8 protein-coding genes are annotated in these 20,989 nt (G+C 62.4%); 5 read left to right on the top strand and 3 right to left on the bottom strand.

The annotated features are described in order from the left end of the window. Nucleotides 1-111 precede the first annotated feature (111 nt). From dsbD to dsbG, 3 genes are read left to right on the top strand one after another with little or no spacing between them, the layout of a single operon-like run. Complete coding sequence (gene dsbD, locus KW838_RS15460) at nucleotides 112-1,848, top strand: protein-disulfide reductase DsbD (protein WP_218501498.1); 1,737 nt, start codon at nucleotides 112-114, stop codon at nucleotides 1,846-1,848. Beyond that, nucleotides 1,848-2,702 (top strand): TlpA disulfide reductase family protein, encoded by an 855-nt coding sequence (locus tag KW838_RS15455; protein ID WP_095968100.1) that lies wholly within the window; start codon nucleotides 1,848-1,850, stop codon nucleotides 2,700-2,702. Before dsbD ends, KW838_RS15455 begins: the two co-directional genes overlap by 1 nt. Beyond that, nucleotides 2,678-3,445, top strand: a complete 768-nt coding sequence (gene dsbG, locus KW838_RS15450; RefSeq protein WP_218501496.1) for a thiol:disulfide interchange protein DsbG — start codon at nucleotides 2,678-2,680, stop codon at nucleotides 3,443-3,445. The genes KW838_RS15455 and dsbG overlap by 25 nt, the downstream gene beginning before the upstream one ends. A 63-nt stretch (nucleotides 3,446-3,508) precedes the next feature. Here dsbG and KW838_RS15445 read toward each other — a convergent pair whose 3' ends face one another. Beyond that, the gene (locus KW838_RS15445; RefSeq protein WP_218501495.1) at nucleotides 3,509-4,327 is read right to left on the bottom strand and encodes an alpha/beta fold hydrolase; all 819 of its coding nucleotides are present in this window, start codon (nucleotides 4,325-4,327) and stop codon (nucleotides 3,509-3,511) included. 236 nt (nucleotides 4,328-4,563) lie between these two features. Between KW838_RS15445 and KW838_RS15440 the strand changes: the two genes are divergently transcribed. Further along, a complete protein-coding gene (locus KW838_RS15440; protein WP_218501494.1) occupies nucleotides 4,564-5,808 on the top strand; it encodes a hypothetical protein in 1,245 nt (414 codons plus the stop codon). A 72-nt stretch (nucleotides 5,809-5,880) separates the two neighbouring features. Here KW838_RS15440 and KW838_RS15435 read toward each other — a convergent pair whose 3' ends face one another. After that, on the bottom strand, nucleotides 5,881-18,879 hold the full coding sequence (locus KW838_RS15435) for a non-ribosomal peptide synthetase (RefSeq protein WP_218501493.1): 12,999 nt from the start codon (nucleotides 18,877-18,879) through the stop codon (nucleotides 5,881-5,883). A gap of 377 nt (nucleotides 18,880-19,256) precedes the next feature. Here KW838_RS15435 and KW838_RS15430 point away from each other — a divergent pair, with 377 nt between their 5' ends. Then, entirely contained in the window at nucleotides 19,257-19,805 is a 549-nt protein-coding gene (locus tag KW838_RS15430; protein ID WP_102700836.1) for an RNA polymerase factor sigma-70, read from the top strand. A gap of 97 nt (nucleotides 19,806-19,902) precedes the next feature. Here the strand turns inward: KW838_RS15430 and KW838_RS15425 are convergent, their stop codons facing one another. Further along, a complete protein-coding gene (locus KW838_RS15425; RefSeq protein ID WP_102700835.1) occupies nucleotides 19,903-20,916 on the bottom strand; it encodes a GNAT family N-acetyltransferase in 1,014 nt (337 codons plus the stop codon). Between the last annotated feature and the right edge of the window lie 73 nt (nucleotides 20,917-20,989).

The following is a 20,989-nucleotide window of genomic DNA, read 5'->3' as shown; positions in this document are numbered from 1 at the left end:
TAAGCCGACATTATGCCGCAGAGGCCTTCGCCACAAGACCGGGACGGTTAATCATCGGTTAATCGCCACACGCCACTGTGCACCTCACTCGTACCGGGCAAAGGCTTATCCATGCATCGTCTGTTTTTACTGTTTACCCTTTTGATCGCGGGCCTGGCCCAGGCGGGAACCAATCCGTTCGACACCAAACCTGAATTTCTCCCGGTTGATAAAGCCTTCACCTTTACCTCTGAACGCCTGGAATCCGGTGAAACCCAGCTCTATTGGCAGATCACCGACGGCTACTACCTGTACCAGAAACGCTTGAAGTTCGACGGATTGCCTGTCGGGCAGCATCCTGCGCTGCCGGAAGGTGAAGCCCACAGCGACGAGTTTTTCGGTGAACAACAAGTCTACCGCCAGGGTCTGGAACTGAAGATACCGGCGGGTGCCAGCGGCCAGGTCAAGGTCAGTTACCAGGGTTGTGCCGATGCCGGTTTGTGTTACCCACCGCAAACCAGGATCGTGGACCTGGGCAATACCAATTTGCAGGGCGCGGCCAACGAAGCACCGGACCAGGCGCTGGCCAGCGGCCTGCAACAACGGGCGCTGGGCTGGAGCCTGCTGGTGTTCTTCGGTCTGGGCCTGCTGCTGGCCTTCACCCCTTGCTCGCTGCCGATGCTGCCGATTCTGGCCGGGCTGATCGTTGGCAGCGGCGCCTCGCCCAAGCGTGGTTTCGCCCTGGCCGGCAGTTACGTGGTCAGCATGGCGCTGGTATATGCAGCGATGGGTGTCCTGGCCGCCTCCCTGGGGGCGAACCTGCAAGCCTGGTTGCAGAATCCCTGGCTACTGGGCAGTTTCGCGGCGATTTTCGTGTTGCTGGCGCTGCCGATGTTCGGCTACTTCGAGCTGCAACTGCCAGTGGCCGTGCGGGATCGACTGGAAAACGTTTCGCGTAATCAGCGCGGCGGAAGCCTGGTCGGCGCGGGTGTGCTGGGTGCGTTGTCGGGGTTGTTGGTCGGCCCGTGCATGACCGCCCCACTGGCCGGCGCGCTGCTGTACATCGCGCAAAGCGGTAACGCGTTGCATGGCGGATTGATTCTGTTCGCCCTGGGCATCGGCATCGGTGTGCCGCTACTGTTGCTGGTGACCGTTGGCAATCGCTTCATGCCCAAGCCGGGCGCGTGGATGAACCTGGTCAAAGGCATTTTCGGCTTCCTGTTCCTCGCCACGGCGTTGCTGATGTTGCGCCCGGTGCTGGATGAGTCGTTATGGGTCGGCCTGTGCGGGGCGTTGTTGTTGATTGCGGCGTACAGTGCCTGGAAACAGTCGGATGGCTTCGGTCGCATTGCTCAACTGTTCGGTGCCAGCTCGTTGCTGCTCGGCTTGTGGGGCAGTCTGTTGATGATCGGTGCGGCCGGCGGCAGTGATGATCTGCTCAAGCCGTTACAGGTCTTCCGCGCCTCCAATTCCGCCGTCGCTGCCATGCCCACCGGCCACGACGCCTTCACTACGATCAAGGACCCGGTTGCGCTGCAAAGGGAGCTCGATGTGGCGCAGGCTCAGGGCCAGTGGGTGCTGCTGGATTACTACGCCGACTGGTGCGTGTCGTGCAAAGTCATGGAGAAGCAGGTGTTTGGCAAACCCCAAGTGCTTGAAGCCTTGAGCGATGTACGCTTGCTCCGCCTGGACGTCACCGCCGACAATGCCGCCAGCCGCGAGTTGCTCGGCCGTTACAAAGTGCCAGGACCACCGAGCCTGCTGTGGATTGGCGCTGACGGTGAAGAACGGCGCAGCCAGCGCATCACCGGCGAGGTCGATGCCGATACCTTCCTGCAACGCTGGATTACCACCCGAGACGCCCGTTGATGCTGACCTTCACCCTCGGCACCTTTGCCATCGCGCTCAATCACCTGCTGCTGATCAGCGCGTTGGCGCTGGCCACTTTTGTCGGCTGGCGGGTGGCCAAGCGTGGCGGAGAAAACCCCGAGTCCGCGCTGTTCAGCCTGTTTCTGCTGGGCATGCTGGCGGCCCGGATCAGTTTCGTGGCGGTCTATTGGGCGCACTACCGCAATGATCCGTGGCAGATCATCGACCTGCGCGATGGCGGTTTTCTCGCCTGGCCGGGGGTGATTGTCGTGCTGCTCGCCACGCTGTATCGCGGCTGGCGTCGCCCGGGTCTGCGCCGCCCACTGGGCTTTGGCGCGGCCAGCGGCCTGGCGTTCTGGTTGTTGGCAACGTTCTCCCTGTCGATTTATGAACAAGGCACACGCCTGCCGGAAATCGCCCTGCGCAACGCCGCTGGCGAAACCGTGCAACTGGCCGACTACAAGGGCGGCCCGTTGGTGATCAATCTCTGGGCCACCTGGTGCCCGCCGTGCCGCCGGGAAATGCCGGTGCTGGAAAGCGCCCAGCAACAACGTCCGGACCTGACGTTCCTGTTCGTCAACCAGGCGGAAAGCATGCAAAGCGTCGCGACCTTTCTGGAAACCCAGGGCCTGAGCCTGTCCAACGTGCTGTTCGACGGCGGCGGGCGACTGAGCCAGGCCGTCGGGTCCATGGCATTACCGACTACGCTGTTCTACAGCCCCGAAGGTCGCCTGCTGGGCAGCCATCTGGGTGAGCTGTCAAACGCCAGCCTGGCTCGCGCACTGGAAAACTTCGACACCGTACCCGCCACCTCTTCAAGGAAACTGCCATGCCCCGCCTCTGCCACCTGCTGACCCTGAGCCTCGGTGCTGCCCTATTGCACCTGCCATCGGTGCAGGCCGAAGAGTTGCCCGATGCGATCAGGAAAATCGAGGCCAAGGGCGCGAAAATCGTCGGCCAGTTCGACGCCCCTGACGGCTTGCGCGGGTATGCCGCGCAATATCAGGGCCGCGGCATGGCGCTGTACCTGACACCGGACGGTAAACACGTGCTGCTGGGCAACCTGTACGACGCCGAGGGCAATGACCTGAGCAGCGCGCCATTGCAAAAACTGGTGTACGCGCCGATGGCCAAGGAAGTCTGGGCCAAGTTCGAAACCAGCAACTGGATCGGTGACGGCAAGAAGGATGCGCCGCGCGTGGTGTACCTGTTCAGTGACCCGAACTGCCCGTACTGCAATATGTTCTGGGAACAGGCCCGGCCGTGGGTCAAGGCCGGCAAGGTGCAGTTGCGCCACATCATGGTGGGCATCATCCGCGAAGACAGCCCGGGAAAATCCGCCGCACTGCTTGCCGCCAAAGACCCGGAAAAAGCCCTGCAGGATCACGAAGCCGCCGGCAAGGGCAGCTCGCTCAAGGCCTTGAAGGAAGTGCCGCCAGCGATTCAGGCAAAGTTCGCGGCCAACATGCAATTGATGGAAGAGCTGGAGTTGCAGGCGACCCCGGCGATTTTCTACATGGACGACAAGGGTAATCTGCAACAACAGCAAGGCGCGCCTTCGCCGGACAAGCTGGTGAAGATTCTCGGGCCGAAGTAAGCAGGATCAAAAGATCGCAGCCTTCGGCAGCTCCTGCAGGGCTGCGATCTTTTTTCGAAAACCCTACGCCGGATTGCGCTCAGCCAAAAACTCCAGCAGCGCCTGGGTGACAAACTGCGGATTCTCCAGACTGGAAATATGCCCCGCCTCCGGCACCAGCACCCACGGGCAGCCGATCAACTCAGCCATTTCACGGGCTTCCTCCGGCGGACGCGGAATGTCCTGATCACCGCACATCACCAGAGTGCTGGCAGCGTCCAGCTCGCCCAGCCGGTTCATACAGTCATCACGACCAAAGGTAATGCGCCCCATCGGCACGATGCTTTCACGCAGGCGATCGGCGGGCAAGGCAGCCAACGCAGCACGGAAGTTCCGATACAGCGCCGATTGCGGGTCGATACCGGGGCGAAAGAAGATCGGCACTATGATATCCAGCAGCGCTGGAGTGATGACACCCGCCTCTTCGATCTGCTTCAACAGTGAAAAGTAATACTGGCGAGTCGGTTCCGGTTCGACGCCGAGGTAGGTGTCCATCAACACCAGGCCATTGAGCCGGTGCGCTGCCGATAGCGCCAGACGCACGCCCCACATGCCGCCGACCGACAAGCCGACCAGGGTGACCCGCTCGATGTCCAGATGATCGAGCAAGACCAATGCCTGACGCGCCAGGTCATCCAGCGATTCAGTGCCGACAGGCAACGGCCCGGATTGACCGTGCCCCCACAGGTCCAGGGCTATCACACGATACTGTTGCGCCAGCGCGGCAATCTGCGGCGCCCACATGCCCTGGTCCCACAGGTAACTGCCGGCCAGCAGCACCGCCGGGCCGGTGCCTTGATCGATATAGTGAAGGGCTTGTCCATCTATAGTTACGAAGGGCATCGACTGTCTCCGCGGGAAAAATTGAACCGGAAGACTGAGTGGCTGACCGGTCGCAGTCAATCGCCAGAATGTATGCGTTTGTATAAGCGCCATCGCGGGCAGGCGCTCGGAGCCATCGATCGGAATCACCTTTTTTCGCCAGTAAAACTGTCAACTCTGACAGTAGCCGCCACCCTGTTTCGAGTGCATACCTAACCACTGCCAAAATCGCCGATGTAGCGACAGGAGTGGTTACCGTGGCTAAAAAAAAGTCGCCGCAATTGCCGTACCCCAAAGTCAAGTACGCAACCAGTGAGAATCTGCTCTATCCCCTGGATGCCATGAATGGCACCAAGGTCACCGTTGCCTTTGAAGGCATGAGCAAAAGACACAGGATTCAATTGCATTGGGACAGGCCATCAGGGGCAAGCAGGCCAACACTGCCGGTTGTCGATGGCCGTGCCAGTGGCAGTGTGGGGATTCCGATCGATGCGTCAGTCATCGGTGCCTGTGTCGGTAAAACCATTCCCGTTTGGTACACCGCGACACTGGACGATCAGACGCAAGAGTCTTACCGACTGGAACTGACGGTCGAAATGATTGAACCTGAGGACCTGCCAGCACCTGAATTTTGTGATCTGGAATTGGTTGAAGGCGATTGGTGGCTGGACATGCGTTGGTTTCCCGGCAATGCCCGGATCGCCCTGCCCAAGTGGCCCCTCATTGCCGCCGGACAGCGCTTGTGGATCCTGGCTGTAGGCAATGAACACCTGATTGGCAACTACCGTTTCGCGTGGGTAGTGGAAAACCACGTCGTGACAACTCAGGAAGCCGAGTCTGGAGGTGAATTTGAACTGGAGCTCTCGCGCACCTGGCTGGCCGGTTGTGAGGACTATTCCTCCGTCACCTTGAATGTGGCCGTGACGTTCGACGGTGCACCCGGTACACCGCCGGTAGATCCTTCGGTCTCCCTCTTGCCGGAAAACGGCCATGAGCTGCTTCACACCACGGCCAAGCTACGGGTGACTGAAATTGAGGCGTTCGACGACTTTGAAAGCTATCCAAAAAAGGAGTTTCTCAGACCTGGCAGTACTATCGACACACGTTTTTTAAAGCTCGAACTGCCTCGAGACTCTCACACGGGCATCGGGCTCCATGTCGTGCGAACACCCTCCGAAAACTTTCCGGAAATGCTCAAGGGGCAGGCGTTGGCGCTGTGCTGCGCAGGCGCACTAGAACAATTGCGGCGAGCACGCTTACTGCTCAAGTGGAAGTGCAGCCGCATCCGGTTTGCCTACGCGACAACCGGCGAGGGTGCGACCTTCAGGTTCATCGGCGAGGGTGATGTATTGCTTGAGGAGCGCTGGGTGAAAAGTCGGACCTGGGTGAATTTTCAGGCCCCGCAAGGTCACCTGCTCCATTACATCGAAGTGGAAAGTTTAATGCACGGATCTATCGATAACCTGACCATCTGGCATAAGGGAGACCCCAATCCCGTCTGAGCATCCGACGGTACGCCGATGCAGCCTGCATCGACGTACCGTCAGCGTGACCCGTTCAACGGTGATGGAGATCTACAACCCCTCCAGCTCCGCCATCAGGTCATTCAAGCGATCCACCTTCTCCTCGGTGATCTCACTGGCCGCCAATCCGTCGATGTACCCGGCCAATTCCTCCACCGTGCTGCACTCGAACATCGCCCGCAACGGCACGTCCCGTTGCAGGGTTTTCTGCACCCGCGAGGCGATCTGCGTGGCCAGCAGCGAATGCCCGCCCAGTTCGAAGAAGTTGTCGCGAACACCCACCTTCTCGACCTTCAGTACCTCAGCCCAAATGTCCGCCAGGGTCTGCTCCAGATCATTGCGCGGCGCCTGGTAATCCTGGCTCTGCATCTGACCGATCTCCAGCGCCGGCAGGGCCTTGCGGTCCAGTTTGCCGTTGGCGTTGAGCGGCAGCCTGTCCAGCCACAGCCAGTGCAGCGGCACCATGTATTCCGGCAATTCGGCGCGCAGGCGTTGCTTGATCCGCTCCAATCCCTCGGCCGGACTCAACGCAACCTCCGTCGCCACCAGATAGCCCACCAGATGCTTGCCGTTCGCCCCTTCCTGCACACCCACCGCCGCATCGCGGACTTCCGGTTGTTCATGCAGGCGAGCCTCGATTTCACCCAGCTCGATGCGGTAGCCGCGAATCTTCACCTGATGGTCGATACGCCCCACGTACTCCAACACGCCATCGCTGCGACGGCGCGCCAGGTCGCCGGTGCGATACAGACGTTCACCCGGTGCACCGAACGGGTTCGGCACAAACACCGGAGCCGTGCGCAACGGATCGCTGACATAACCGCGCCCGACTCCGGTGCCGGCGACGCACAGTTCACCCACGGCACCCAGCGGTACCAGTTCCAGTGCACCATCGAGCACATACAACAGGTTATTGTCGGTCGGCGTGCCGATCGGCAAATAGCTGCCGCGAGTCGAAGCCATATCAACGCGGAAAAACGCCACGTCGTCCGAGCACTCCGCCGGACCGTAGGCATTCACCAGGCCGATCTGCGGATAACGCAGCAACCATTGATGCGCCAGCTCCGGTGGCATCGCCTCACCGGTCGGCAGCATCCAGCGCAGGCCGTCGAGGCGCATGCGCTCCTGGGCGAGCATGCCCTGGATCAGCGATGGCACGCTTTCCAGCACGGTGATGCCCTGGGCCGCAACATGCGCCAGCAAACCCTGCGGATCGTGGGCGATGGTGTTCGGCACGATGTCCACCCGTGCGCCGAACAGTGGTGCGGCGAGGAACTGCCACACGGAAATGTCGAAGCTTTGCGAGGCAGTCTGGGCGATCACGTCGGCGTCGCTCAGGTTCAGGTACGGCACTTTGCTCAACTGGTTATTGAGCATGCCGCGCTGCTCGACCATCACGCCTTTGGGCAAACCGGTGGAACCGGAGGTGTAGATCACATAGGCCAGGTTGTCCGCACTGCTGTAGATGCCGGGATTGTCCGCCGACAGCGCAAGGGCCTGGACCTCCTCCCAGACCAGCAGCCGTGGCCGGCTGGCGCAGCCGAACTCGTCGAGCAAGGCCTGCGCCTGTTCACGGCACGCTTGCGTGCACACCAGCAGTGGCGTGCGGCTCAGTTCGATGATCCGGCTCAGACGCTGGCTCGGCAGGCCCGGGTCCAGCGGCAGGTAACCCGCGCCGGCCTTGAAGCTGCCGATGATCATGCCGAGCAAATCGAGACTGCGTTCGGCCAGCAATGCCACCGGTTGATCGCGCCCGACGCCGGCGGCAATCAACGCATGACCGAGGCGGTTACTGCGCTGGTTCAGTTCCAGATAACTGTACTGCCGGTCAAGGCAACTGGCGGCAATCCGCTGCGGGTGGCGGGCGACCTGCGTTTCAAACAATGAAACGTAGCTCTGCTCCAGTGGGTATTCGTGTTCGCTCTGGTTGCAGCCATGGAGGAGGAAGTCCTGCTCCTCGGCCCCCAGCAACGGCAGGTCGGCCATGTCGCCGTGGAAACCTTCCACCAGCGCCAGCAGCAAACGCTTGAACTCGCCGAGCATGCGCTCGACCGTGGTTTCATCGAAGTAGCGCTGGTCGTAGGACAGGTGCAAGCCCAGGTCATCACCCGGATAGCACACGGCCGTCAGCGGGAAGTTGGTGTGTGTCCGGCCCGAATCCGAGGTCGCGTTGAGGCTCTGCGCATGGTCCAGCACCGAGACTTCCACCGGGGCGTTTTCGAACACGAACAGGCTGTCGAACAGCGGCTGGCCTTTGGGCAGCTCGCTTTGCTCCTGGATGTTCACCAGCGGCAGGTATTCGTATTCACGCAGTTGCATGTTGCTGTCGAGCAGACCGGTGAGCCACTGGCGCACGCTGCATCGTTGACCGTCCTCGGGCATCTTCACCCGCAGCGCGATGCTGTTGATGAACAGGCCGACGGTGCGCTGCATCTGCGGCATCTCCACCGGACGCCCGGCCACGGTGACGCCGAACAGCACGTCGCGATCACCGCTCAAGCGTCGCAGCACCAGCGCCCACGCCGCCTGGGTGAAGGTGTTGATGGTCAACTGATGGGCCTGGGCCAGTTCGCGCAATTGCGCACCGTCACGGGCATCGAGCCTGGTGTAGCGGTCGCCAACGATCATGCCGCCACTGTCGCCGGCATGTTCACGCAGGAACGGCCGGTCGCTCGGGATCGGCGTGGTCCGCTCAAACCCCTGCAGATTGGTTTTCCACCATTGCCGCGCTTCGTCCAGGCTCTGGCGTTGCAGCCAGCCAATGTAGTCGCGATAACGCGACACCGGCCCAAGCTGCGCTTCCCGGCCTTCGCCGAGGGCGCTGTAGATCTCGAAGAAATCGTTCATCAGCAGCGACCGGCACCAGGCATCGATGAGGATGTGGTGGTTGCTCATCATGAACCAGTAGCGCGCTGCGCCGACCCGGATCAGACGCAAGTGGAACGGCGCCTGGTTGAGCAGATCGAACCCGGCCTCGCGTTCGGTCCTGAGCAAGGTTTGCAGCTTCGGCTCTTGCTCGGCTTCGGCGATATCACGCCAGTCGAGGTACTCGATCGGTGTGCTGCCCGGTTTGTGGATCACCTGCAGCATGTCCGCGCCGACGTTCCAGCAGAACGAAGCGCGCAACGCTTCGTGGCGGGCGACGACGGCTTGCCAGGCCTGGGCGAAACGCTGCGGATCCAGCTCGCTGTTGATGCGGTAGCGGTCCTGCATGTAGTACAGGCCGGTGCCCGGCTCCAGCAAGGTGTGCAACAGCATGCCTTCCTGCATCGGGGTCAACGGGTAGACGTCTTCGATAACGGCGGCCGGGACTGGCAGCGCATCCAGTTGCGTCTGATTGAGTTGCGCCAGCGGGAAGTCCGACGGCGTCAGGCCACCGGCGTCGTCGCGCAGGCAATGCTCGATCAGACTGCTCAACTCACCGACGTAGGCATCGGCCAACTCGCCGATGGTTGACGGATCGAAGCGTTCGGCGCTGAACGTCCAGCGCAATACCAGTTCACCGCCATACACCTGGCTGTCGACGCTCAGCTCGTTGGGCAACGGTGCATGGGCATCGTGGGCCGCGCCGATGGCTTCATCCAGTGGATGGAACAGCGCGTCCGCACCGAAGCTCTGGTCGAACTGGCCGAGGTAGTTGAAGGTAATCGGTGCCTGCGGCAACGCCGCCATGCTGTGGCGACTCGGCTCATCGGCGAGGTAACGCAGCACGCCATGACCCAGGCCCTTGTGCGGCACGGCACGCAGCTGCTCCTTGATCGCTTTGATCGAGGCCCCCTGCCCGGCGGCTTCTTCGATGTTTGACGGCGTCAGGCGCAGCGGATAGGCACTGGTGAACCAGCCCACCGTGCGGGTCAGGTCGATGTCGTCGAACAGCGCTTCGCGGCCGTGACCTTCCAGCTGGATCAGCGCCGATGGTTGACCGCTCCAGCGGCAAAGCACACGGGCCAAGGCGGTCAACAGCAAGTCGTTGACCTGGGTGCGATAGGCACTTGGCGCCTGTTGCAGTAACTGCCGCGTACGCTCGCTGTCGAGACGCACGCTGACGGTTTGCGCATGACGGTTTAGCCGCCCGCCTTGAGGGTGATCGCAGGGCAAATCGGCACTTGGCCCGGCCAGTTGCGCCTGCCACCAGCCCAGCTCTTCGCGCAGGGACTCGCTGCCGGCGTAGGCTTGCAAGCGTGCAGCCCAGTCCTTGAAGGCGCTGGTTTTCGCCGGCAGTTTCACCGACTGCTGCGCCTCCAGTTGGCGATACACGGTTTGCAGGTCATCCAGCAGCACCCGCCACGACACACCGTCCACCACCAAGTGGTGAATGGCGATGAACAAGCGTTGCTGGCCTTCAGGGCCATCGACCAGCAACACACGCAGCAAGGGTCCCTGTTCAAGGTCGAGACTGCGCTGGGCATCGGCGAACAAGGCCGCGCATTTATCCATGGACGAAACACGCACTTGCCACAACACCGGTGCATCGGAAATCGGCTGGTGCAAAGCCTGCCACTGGCCGGCAACCTGGCCAAAGCGCAGGCGCAAGGCGTCGTGCTGTTCGATCACCGCCAGCAACGCTTGCTCCAGGCGATGAGATTCCAGCACCACCGTCGGTTGCAACAACAGCGCCTGGTTCCAGTGTTGGCGCTGCGCGATATCGGTGTCGAAGAACCAGTGCTGGATCGGTGTCAGGCGCGACTCGCCCATGATCAAGCCCTGCTCGGCGCTGACCTGCTCGCTGCGGGTGGCCACGGCGGCGAGGGTCTGCACGGTCTGGTGCTGGAACAGGTCGCGAGGGCTGAAGTGAATGCCCTGCTGCCGCGCCCGGCTGACCACCTGGATCGACAGGATCGAGTCGCCGCCCAGTTCGAAGAAGTTGTCGTTGAGACCGACCTGCTCGACGTTCAGCACTTCGCACCAGATCTGCGCCAGCGTGACTTCGAGCTCGTTGCTTGGCGCCACATAGTCTTGGCGATTCAGCTCCGGGTCCGGTGCCGGGAGCGCACGGCGGTCGAGTTTACCGTTGCCGGTCAACGGCATGCTCGCCAGCAGGATCAGGTGCGTGGGCACCATGTAGTCCGGCAGTTGCGATTTCAGATGCGCCTTGAGGGCTTCGCGCAACATCGATTGCTGCGCTTCGTCCTGTTCGGCGACATCCGTCACCAGATAGCCGACCAGTTGCTTGCCGCTCGGTGCGTCAAGCGCCAACACGACCGCCTCACGGACTGAATCATGGTCCAGCAGGCGGGTTTCGATTTCACCGAGTTCGATGCGGAATCCGCGAATCTTCACTTGATGGTCGATACGTCCAAGGTATTCCACCAGGCCATCGGCACCCTGGCGCACCAGGTCACCGGTGCGATAGATGCGCCCGCCATCGGCGGCAAACGGATCGGCCACAAAGCGCTCCGCTGTCATGCCCGGACGCTGGTGATAACCCTGGGCCAGGCCCGCACCACCGACGTACAACTCGCCCGTCGCGCCTTGCGGCACCAAGGCCAGGTCGGCGTCGAGAATGTAGGCCACGCGGTCGCCGATCACACTGCCGATCGGCACGCTGCCGGCACCCTCTTCCAGCACTTCAGGCGCAAGGCTGGCCAGCGGCATGACCACGGTCTCGGTCGGGCCGTAGGCGTTGAAGAACCGGCTCGGCTTGAACGCTGCACGAATGCGCGCCAGGTGCTCACCGGTCAGCGCTTCGCCGCCGGTGATGATCATGCGCACCGGCAAGGTCTGGCCCCGGGTCGCCAGCCATTGCGCCAACTGGCTGCCGTAGCTCGGCGTGAAACCGAGTACGTTGATCTGATGACGACGGATCAGGTCGCAGATTTCTTCCGCGTCCCACTGCCCTTGCGCGCGCAATACCACGTGCGCGCCGCTGAGCAGCGGCACCAGCAACCGCTCGGTGGCGGCGTCGAAGTTGATCGAATAGAAGTGCAGCTCGCAGTCGTCGGGGCGCATGCCGAAACGCTCGATCACCGCGCGGCAATGCATGGCGATTTCACCGTGGGACACCACCACGCCTTTCGGTTTCCCGGTCGAGCCCGAGGTGTAGATCAGGTAGGCCTGATGCTGCGCCAGACTGATCGACGGCAGCTCGCTGGCCGGGAAATTGGCCAGCGCAGCGGCGTCTTCTTCAAGACACCAGCGGCCGACGGTCGCCGGCAACTCGCCCAGGGCCTTGAACATCGCCGCATCGCTGAGCAACAAACCGATGCCGCTGTCTTCGATCATGTAGTGCAAGCGGTCCAGCGGGTATTCCGGATCCAGCGGCACATAGGCGCCGCCCGCCTTGAGGATCGCCAACAGGCCGACCACCATTTCCAGCGAGCGCTCAAGTGCCAGGCCCACACGAACCTGCGGTCCGACACCGCGCTCGCGCAGCATCCAGGCCAGGCGGTTGGCGCGGCTATCGAGTTCGGCGTAGCTCAGGGTCTGCCCGGCGAAAGTCAGGGCCGGCGCGTCCTGGCGCACCAGGGCTTGCTCGGCGAACAGGTGATGGATGCACTGATCCAGCCGATGTTCGCCCGCCTCGACGCCGAGGCTGTCGAGTAGAAGCTGTTGCTCGCCGGACGCCAGCAGCGGCAGTTCGCTCAAGCGTTGTTGCGGATCGGCAATCAGCGCCTCCAGCAGGTTGCGCCAATGCCCGGCCATGCGGGCGATGCGCGGTTCGTCGAACAGATCGGTGCTGTAGGTCAGGCAGCAGCCCAGGCGATGGTCGAGGTCGGTGACTTCCAGGTTGAGGTCGAACTTGGTCGCGCGGGCATCGTTGGCCAGGTACTCGACCGTCATGCCAGCCAGGGTGCGGCTTTGCTGGAACTCCCAGCGCTGCACGTTGCACATCACCTGGAACAACGGGTTGTAGGCCGCGCTGCGTGGCGGTTGCAGGGCTTCCACCAGATGATCGAACGGCAGGTCCTGATGGGACTGGCCTTCGATCACGGTGTGGCGCACCTGCTCGAACAGCTCGCCGACAGACATCTGTCCGTCGAGCTGGCAGCGCAGCACCTGGGTGTTGAGGAATGCGCCGATCAGCCCTTCGCTTTCCGGACGAATGCGGTTGGCCACAGGCGCGCCGATGCGCAAGTCGGTCTGGCCGCTATAGCGGTACAGCAGGGTCGCCAGTGCGGCGGTCATGGTCATGAACAGGGTCAGGCCGTGCCGTGCATTGAAGGCACGGACCCGTGCCGCGAGCTCGTCGCTCAGGTCAAAACGATACAGCTCACCCTGATGGCTTTGTACCGGCGGACGCGGACGGTCAGCCGGCAACTCCAGCAACGGATGTTCATGGCCCAGTTGCGTGGTCCAGTAATCGAGCTGACGCTGACGCTCGCCCGACTCCAGCCACTGACGCTGCCACACGCTGTAATCCAGGTATTGCACCGGCAACGGCGCGAGCGGCGACTCACGGTCGTCGACAAAGGCTTCGTACAGCGCGCTGAGTTCCCGGGCAAAGATGTCCATCGCCCAGCCTTCGGTGACGATGTGGTGCAGGGTCAGAACGAAGTAGTGTTCCTGCTCGCCGGTCTTGACCAGGCACGCACGCAACAGCGGTCCGGTTTCCAGATCAAACGGCCGGTGTGCTTCGTCGTCGGCCAGTTGCTGGACCTGCCATTCGCGACCTTCGGCATCCAGCGCGGTGAAATCCTTCCACGCCATGCGCACGCGGGTCTGCATGTGCACCTGCTGGCGAGCGACACCGTCAACGCTCGGGAACGTCGTGCGCAGGGTTTCATGGCGCATGATCAAGGCTTGCAGCGCCGCTTCGAAACGCGCGACATCCAGCACGCCGCGTAGCCGCGCCATGCCGCCGACGTTGTAGGCCGGGCTGTCCGGTTCCATCTGCCAGAGGAACCACATGCGCTTCTGGGAATAGGACAGCGGCACCGCCTGGCTGCGGTCGATTGTTTCAATCGGCGGCTGTTTGTTGGTGCTGCCGCTGGCCTGGATCAAGCGGACCTGTTCGGCAAATGCACCCAGTTCGCTGTGTTCGAACAGCGTCCGCAGCGGCAACTCGACGTCACAGGCCTGACGGGTGCGGGAGATGATTTGCGTGGCCAGCAGCGAGTGGCCACCGAGGGCAAAAAAATCATCGCGCAGGCCGACTGGCGTCAGGCCCAGCACTTCGCGCCAGATGCCGGCGATCTGTTGCTCCAGTTCGGTGACTGGCTCAACGTGTTCGCGAACCTGCCACTGCGGTTCCGGCAAGGCGCGACGGTCGAGTTTGCCGCTCGGACCGAGGGGCATCTGGTCCAGACGCATCAGCTGGGCCGGGACCATGTATTCCGGCAGCTGCGCCGTCAGCGCCGCTTTCAGGCGGGTCGTTTGAGCATCGATGGACTCAGCAGTGTCAGTGGGGGTGAAGTAACCGACCAGTTGTCCACCCGCCGCCGTTTCGCGCACCAGCACCACCGCTTGAGCGACACCCTCCTGCGCCAGCAGACGGGCTTCGATTTCCTGCGGTTCGACACGGAAGCCGCGCAGCTTGACCTGCTGATCGAGGCGACCGAGATACTCGATCACGCCATCGCCAGTCCAGCGTGCACGATCACCGGTGCGGTACAGACGCGCGCCGTGCTCGCCCAATGGGTCGACGACAAAGCGTTCGGCCGTCAGGCCCGGACGGCCCAGATAGCCACGCGCCAGACCGCTGCCACTGATGCACAACTCACCTGGCACACCGGCCGGAACCGGATTGAGCTCGCTGTCGAGCACGCGGCAGATCACATTGCCCAGTGGCCGGCCAATCGGCGAGCGTTCGCCATCGGCGCTGGAGCACTGCCAATGGGTGACGTTGATCGCGGTTTCGGTTGGGCCGTAGCGGTTGTGCAACTGTACGGCCGGCAGTTGCGCCAGCACGCGGTTGCGCAGCTCCGCAGGCAAGGCTTCGCCGCCGGAGAATACGCGGCGCAGGCTGGTGCATTGCGCGCTGAGCGGTTCGTCGATGAACAACGAAAGCAGCGGCGGCACGAAGTGCAGCGTGGTCACGCCGTACGCTTGCACAAGCTGCGCGATGCGATGGGGATCGCGGTGTTCGCCGGGGCCGGCAAGCAACAGGCGACTGCCGGTGATCAGCGGCCAGAAGCACTCCCACACCGACACGTCAAAACTGATCGGCGCCTTTTGCATCAACACGTCGGTTTCGTTCAACTGATAGGTTTGCTGCATCCATTGCAGGCGCTCGGCCAGCGCCGCGTGGGTGTTGCCCACGCCTTTGGGTTGGCCGCTCGATCCCGAGGTGTAGATCACATAGGCGAGGTTATCGCCTTGCAGATGCAGGCCAGGCGCCTGGCTTGGCCAGTTGTCCAGGTGCAAGGTGTCCATGGCGATCACACTGACGCCCTGGCTGGCCGGCAAGCGATCGAGCAAGCAAGTTTGCGTCAGCAGCAATTCGACACCGCTGTCGCTGAGCATGTAGGACAGGCGCTCGGCCGGGTAGTCCGGGTCCAGCGGTACATAGGCACCACCGGCCTTGATGATCGCCAGCAGGCCGATCAGCAGCTGCGGCGAACGCTCGCAGGCAATGGCCACGCAGACGTCCGGGCCGACGCCCTTGTCGCGCAGGTAGTGGGCCAGGCGGTTGGCCTGGGTGTGCAGTCCGGCGAAGTCCAACTGACCGCCGTCCCACAGCAGCGCCGTGCGCTGCGGGGTCAGTCGGGCTTGTTCGTCCAGCAGTTCCGGCAGCCATTGACTGGCCGGTGTGCAGGGTGCAACGGACCAGTTCGCTTGCTGGTTGTGCTCAGGTTCAGTGAGCAGTTGCAGATCGCCGAGGGCGGTTTGCGGACGCTCGCAGACTTCACGCAACAGGTTGGCGTAATGCTCGGACAGACGCTCAATGGTCGTCGCATCGAACAACTCGCTGGCATAGTCGAAGGACAGGCTCAGGCGACCGTTGCGATCTTCTTCACTGTGCAGTTGCAGATCGAACTTGGCTTCCCGGCTGTGCCACGGCAGCTCTTCGGCGAGTAACCCCGGCAGACGCTTCAAGGCACTGAGGTCGCGCTGTTGGTGGTTGAACATGACCTGGAACAAACCCTGTTCACGGGCCTGCGGGAAGGCTTCAAGCAGCTGTTCGAACGGCAAGTCCTGATGCGCTTGCGCACCCAGCGCTGCCTGACGGGTTTGCCCCAGCAGTTCAGAAAACGGCAGCCGTGAATCCACCTCGGCGCGCAGCACCTGGGTGTTGATGAAAAAGCCGATCAGGCCCTGGGTTTCCAGGCGCGGACGGTTGGCGTTCGGCACGCCGATGCGGATGTCACGCTGACCGCTGTAGCGATGCAACAAGGCCTGGAACGCGGCGAGCAGCAGCATGAAGGAAGTCGATTCGTGGGCCTGGGCGGTCTGGCGAATCCCATCGCTGAGGGCCGCACCCAGTCGCACGGTATGGCGGGCGGCGCTGTGCAGTTGTTGTGCGCAGCGTGGATGATCGGTGGCCAGGGTCAGGGTCGGATGCTCCTCGCCCAAACGGGCTTTCCAGTAGGCCAGTTGCCGCTCGCCCTCCCCTTGCGCCAGCCATTGGCGCTGCCAGCTGGCGTAATCGGCGTACTGCGTCGGCAATGGCGCCAGCAGCGCTGGCTGGCCTTGGGAGGCCGCCGCATACAGGCGCGAGAACTCGTCGATCAGCACATTCAGCGACCAGCCGTCAGCGATGATGTGGTGCATCGTCACCAACAACTGATGGTCTTCGTCGTCGAGGCGAACCAGCGTCACCCACAGCAGCGGGCCTTTCTCCAGATCGAACCGGGTACGCGCCTCGTCCTCACGGATTTGCAGTGCGCGGGCTTCACGCTCGGCGACCGGCAGATCGCTGATGTCGATCATTTGCAAGTTGAACCCGGCACCCGCAGTGACCTGCTGCAGGGCCACGCCATCACGCTCGAAGAAGCGCGTGCGCAGGGATTCGTGGCGCTCGATCAACTGCTGGAAACTGGCGCGCAATGCGTCCTCGTCCAGCTCGCCACGCAAGCGCAAGGCACCCGGAATGTTGTAGGCGCTGCTGTGGGGGTCGAGTTGCCAGGTGATCCACAAACGGTTTTGTGCCAGCGATTGCGGCATCGGTTGCTGGCGTGACAGCGCTGTGATCGCGCCCTGGGCCAGGCCACCGTCCTGTTGCTGACGGGCCACGGCATCGGCGAATGCGCCGAGGGTCGGGGCCTCGAACAGCAGGCGCAGGTTCAACTCCAGCCCCAGCGCTTCACGCAGACGCGCCACCACTTGCGTCGCTGCTATGGAGTTGCCGCCGAGCAGGAAGAAATGATCGTCGGCGCCCACCTGCCCGACCTGCAATTGCTCGCACCAGATCCGACCGATCAGGCTTTGCAGCTCAGAGCCCGACTCGACCTTGCTTGCACTTTCGCTGCTGGCCGACGGGAACAGCGCGTAGCTGTCGAGGCTGCCGTCCGCCAGTCGACTGCGGCACGCCGAGCGTTGCAATTTGCCGCTGGACGTCTTGGGCAGTGCACCCGGGTTGAGCAGCACCACCACGCTCGGTGCTTCCTGATACGCCTCGGCGACGGCCTGGCGAATGGCCTTGATCAGGGACTCGGGCGGCAGGATTTTCTGCACGCTGCGGCTGATTTCGGCGGCGATGCCGATGCCCTCCTGACCATCGACCGTGACGGCAAAGGCAGCAACGCGGCCCTTGCGCACCACTTCCACTTCGCTCTCGACGGTCTGCTCGATGTCCTGCGGGTACAGGTTGTGCCCGCGCACGATCAGCATGTCCTTCAGGCGGCCTGTGATGAACAACTGGCCGTTGCGCATGAAACCCAGGTCACCGGTTCGCAGCCAGGTCTGGCCGGCGTGCCGGACGAACGTCTTGGCGGACGCCTCAGGGTTGCGCCAATAACCGAGGGCGATGCTCGGCCCGCTGGCCCAGACTTCACCGACGGTGTTGTCGGCCTGTTCGCTGAGCGAGACCGGGTCGACGATCAGCACGGCGTGAGCCGGCTGGCTGATGCCACAACTCATGATCGGGCTGCCCTCGCCCGCTTCCACCCGGTTCTGCGCCAGGGCCTGATCGTCCACCCGCAGGTTGCCTATGCCTTCGCCGCGCGCCGTGCCGGCCACAAACAAGGTGGCTTCGGCCAGACCGTAGGAGGCCATGAAGCTGTCCGCGGTGAAACCGCAGGTCGCGAACTTCTCGGCGAAGCGTTCCAGGGTGTCGAGGCGAATCGGCTCGGAACCGGAATACGCCACGCGCCAGCCACTCAGGTCCAGCCGCTCCAGGGCCGATTCGCTGACCCGCTCGCTGCACAGGCGATAAGCAAAATCCGGCCCGCCGCTGATGGTGCCGCCGTATTCGCTGATCGCTTCCAGCCAGCGCAACGGCCGGCCGAGGAAGTACGCTGGCGACATCAATACGCAAGGCACGCCGCTGAAAATCGGCTGCAGCAAGCCGCCGATCAGGCCCATGTCGTGGTACAGCGGCAGCCAGCTGACGATCACGTCTTCGGGGTTGAGGTCGATGCCGAAGCCGTGACGAATCAGCAATTCGTTGGCCACCAGATTGCCGTGGCTGACTTGCACGCCCTTGGGCAGTGCGGTGGAGCCGGAGGTGTATTGCAGGAAGGCGATGTGATCGTCCTGCAAATCCGCCGCGACCCAGCGTTCGGCCAGTGCACCGTCGAGGGTGTCGACACACAGCAACGGCGGCGCCCCTTCGATTTGCTGCAATGCATCGCGCAGCCCGGCGCTGGTCAGCAACAGGCGCGGTTGGGCATCGCTGATGATCGACAGCAGGCGTTCCTGGTGATGACGGCGCGTCGACTCCGGCGGGTAGGCCGGGACCGCGATCACCCCGGCATACAGGCAACCGAAGAACGCCGCGACGTAATCCGGGCCGCTGGGAAACAACAACACGGCGCGGTCGCCAAAATCCGCTTGGGCCTGCAAGGCACCGGCAATCGTCCGCGCCCGCTGATCCAGCTCGCGATAACTGAGCACCACAGCCTGTTCCGGGGTCTCGGCAAGAAAACGCAGGGCCACCCGATCCGGCGTCAGGGCCGCGCGGCGCTGTAGGGCTTGGACCATTGTGCTGGGGAGTTCGAACGCGTCGGTCATGAGGTTTCCTGCCTGATTTCGGCTTGCAAATGGAATCGGTTTTCTGGCGTCGCACCCTGATCGAGGGCGCGCGGGACGCGGTCTTCGCCGACCGCGCAAGGCATTGGCAATGCGGTTGTGACCGGGGCTGCTGCCCGGTGCCATTCACCAATGAGAACGGATGACGTCTTGAAATAATTAGTCGCCAGGTTGCAACGCCAGGCGGGCTGAAGGGGGCGTCAACGTGTCGCAGTTCGCACTCTGCACTTTTGTCGTGCAGTAATTCTTTTTCTCATTTGACAATCATTATCATTAAGCCTAATTTGTCGCTCGATTGTGCAGGACGGCCCCCCGGTTTATCCCCGTCCCACTAACCTTTTGGCAGCAGGGTGATTTCCATGATGGAACCAGTATCCACAAGCAGGTGCGATACACCGCTACTTCAGGCATTCGTCGATAATCGACTGATTCTGGTGAAGATCGCAGCCCGTATTACCGGTTGCCGCTCACGTGCCGAAGATGTTGTGCAGGACGCGTTCTTCCGGTTGCAGTCGGCCCCGCCCATCACCAGTTCGATCAAGGCCCAGCTCAGCTACCTGTTCCAGATCGTGCGCAACCTGGCGATCGACCACTACCGCAAGCAGGCGCTGGAACAGAAGTATTCCGGCCCTGAAGAGGAAGGGCTGAATGTGGTGATCCAGGGTGCGTCACCGGAAACTTCGCACATCAATTTCTCGACGCTGGAGCACATAGCCGATGCGTTGACCGAGTTGCCGAGCCGCACCCGCTACGCCTTCGAGATGTATCGCCTGCACGGCGTACCGCAAAAAGACATTGCCAAGGAACTCGGCGTCTCGCCAACCCTGGTTAACTTCATGATCCGCGATGCGCTGGTGCACTGCCGCAAGGTGTCGGGGAATCGGGCGGACAGTTTTTCCCATCGTTGAATTCGTGGTGTCCGCTCTAAAAGATCGCAGCCTTCGGCAGCTCCTACAGGGGGAACGCAATTCCATGTTGGAGCTGCCGAAGGCTGCGATCTTTTTTTCAAGCCAGTCTGCACCGATCGAAAAACCGCTCACGCCCCAACACCATCAAGGCCGCGCGCTTGTGCGGGAAGTCGAACTCTTTCTCGCAGTGAAAGCACTGGTTGTGCATGTACCCGATCATCTTCGCGTTATCGGCACGCGGCTCGGCCACTACGCGCTGCGTGCGCGGATCATCGAGAAACAGGTAATGCACCAGCGCCGATAACCAGCTCGCCACCTTGTGCGGACCGCGATGGTTTTCCTCACCCACCAGCATGTGAATGCCACGGTCGTAATCACCGGCATCATAGAAGGGTGCGATGCGATCCTCCTTGGCCCAGTAGGCTTCGAAGTAAGCGAACGGCTGATCGTCGAAACACCCGATCAGCGTCAGGGTGTGCGGATCGGCCTCGAGTTTGCTCAGGTATTGGCGATGCTGTTCGAGACTGCCCTCCTCCTGCCAGAAGCTGGCGACGCGCGGACTGTTCTGCCAACGATTGAAACGCGCCAGGTCTTGCTCGATTTCCAGGGTACGCAGGGAAACCCAGGCGCCCAGCCGCGCATCGAATCGTCGATACACCTCACCACGGGGTTTCACCGCTCGCAGTGGGTGACGCTTGCCGCCGGTGATGACCATTTGCTGTGGGTAGCTGCCGGTAAGGGAATGCCCCAGCCATGGCTGCGGCAACTGCCAGAACAAGGTGCGCTCGCAGCAATACTCGCCGCTGACGGAAGTCGGAATCAGCAAACCACTGAGCACAGCTTCGTGCGGCACCTCTTGCAGTTGCCAGACCAGGCGCTGACAGTCGGGGTCGCGAGCGAACAGCCAGTAACAGGCCGCCCATATCGCTTGCCCTTCGGGGTGACTGAAGCGCTCCAGCAATTGCACGTGCAACTCGGGGCCACGATTGAGCCGCAGGGTCAGCAACGGTTGCCCTTCCAGGCTGAGGCTCAGGCGGCCTAGCGTTTCATCAGCGGCAAGACGACTGCCGGTCGGCAGGCACAGGGCAGTCAGGTCATTCAGATTGGACATGGGGGCGGGCTCACGATAATCGTCGACAGTTCAACGAGGTGACGTCAGCCACGGCGGGAAATTTAGGAAAAGA

It is taken from the genome of Pseudomonas sp. PDM27 (assembly GCF_019219205.1).
GTDB lineage: Bacteria > Pseudomonadota > Gammaproteobacteria > Pseudomonadales > Pseudomonadaceae > Aquipseudomonas > Aquipseudomonas laurylsulfatiphila.
This window is presented reverse-complemented; position numbering and strand designations above follow the sequence as displayed.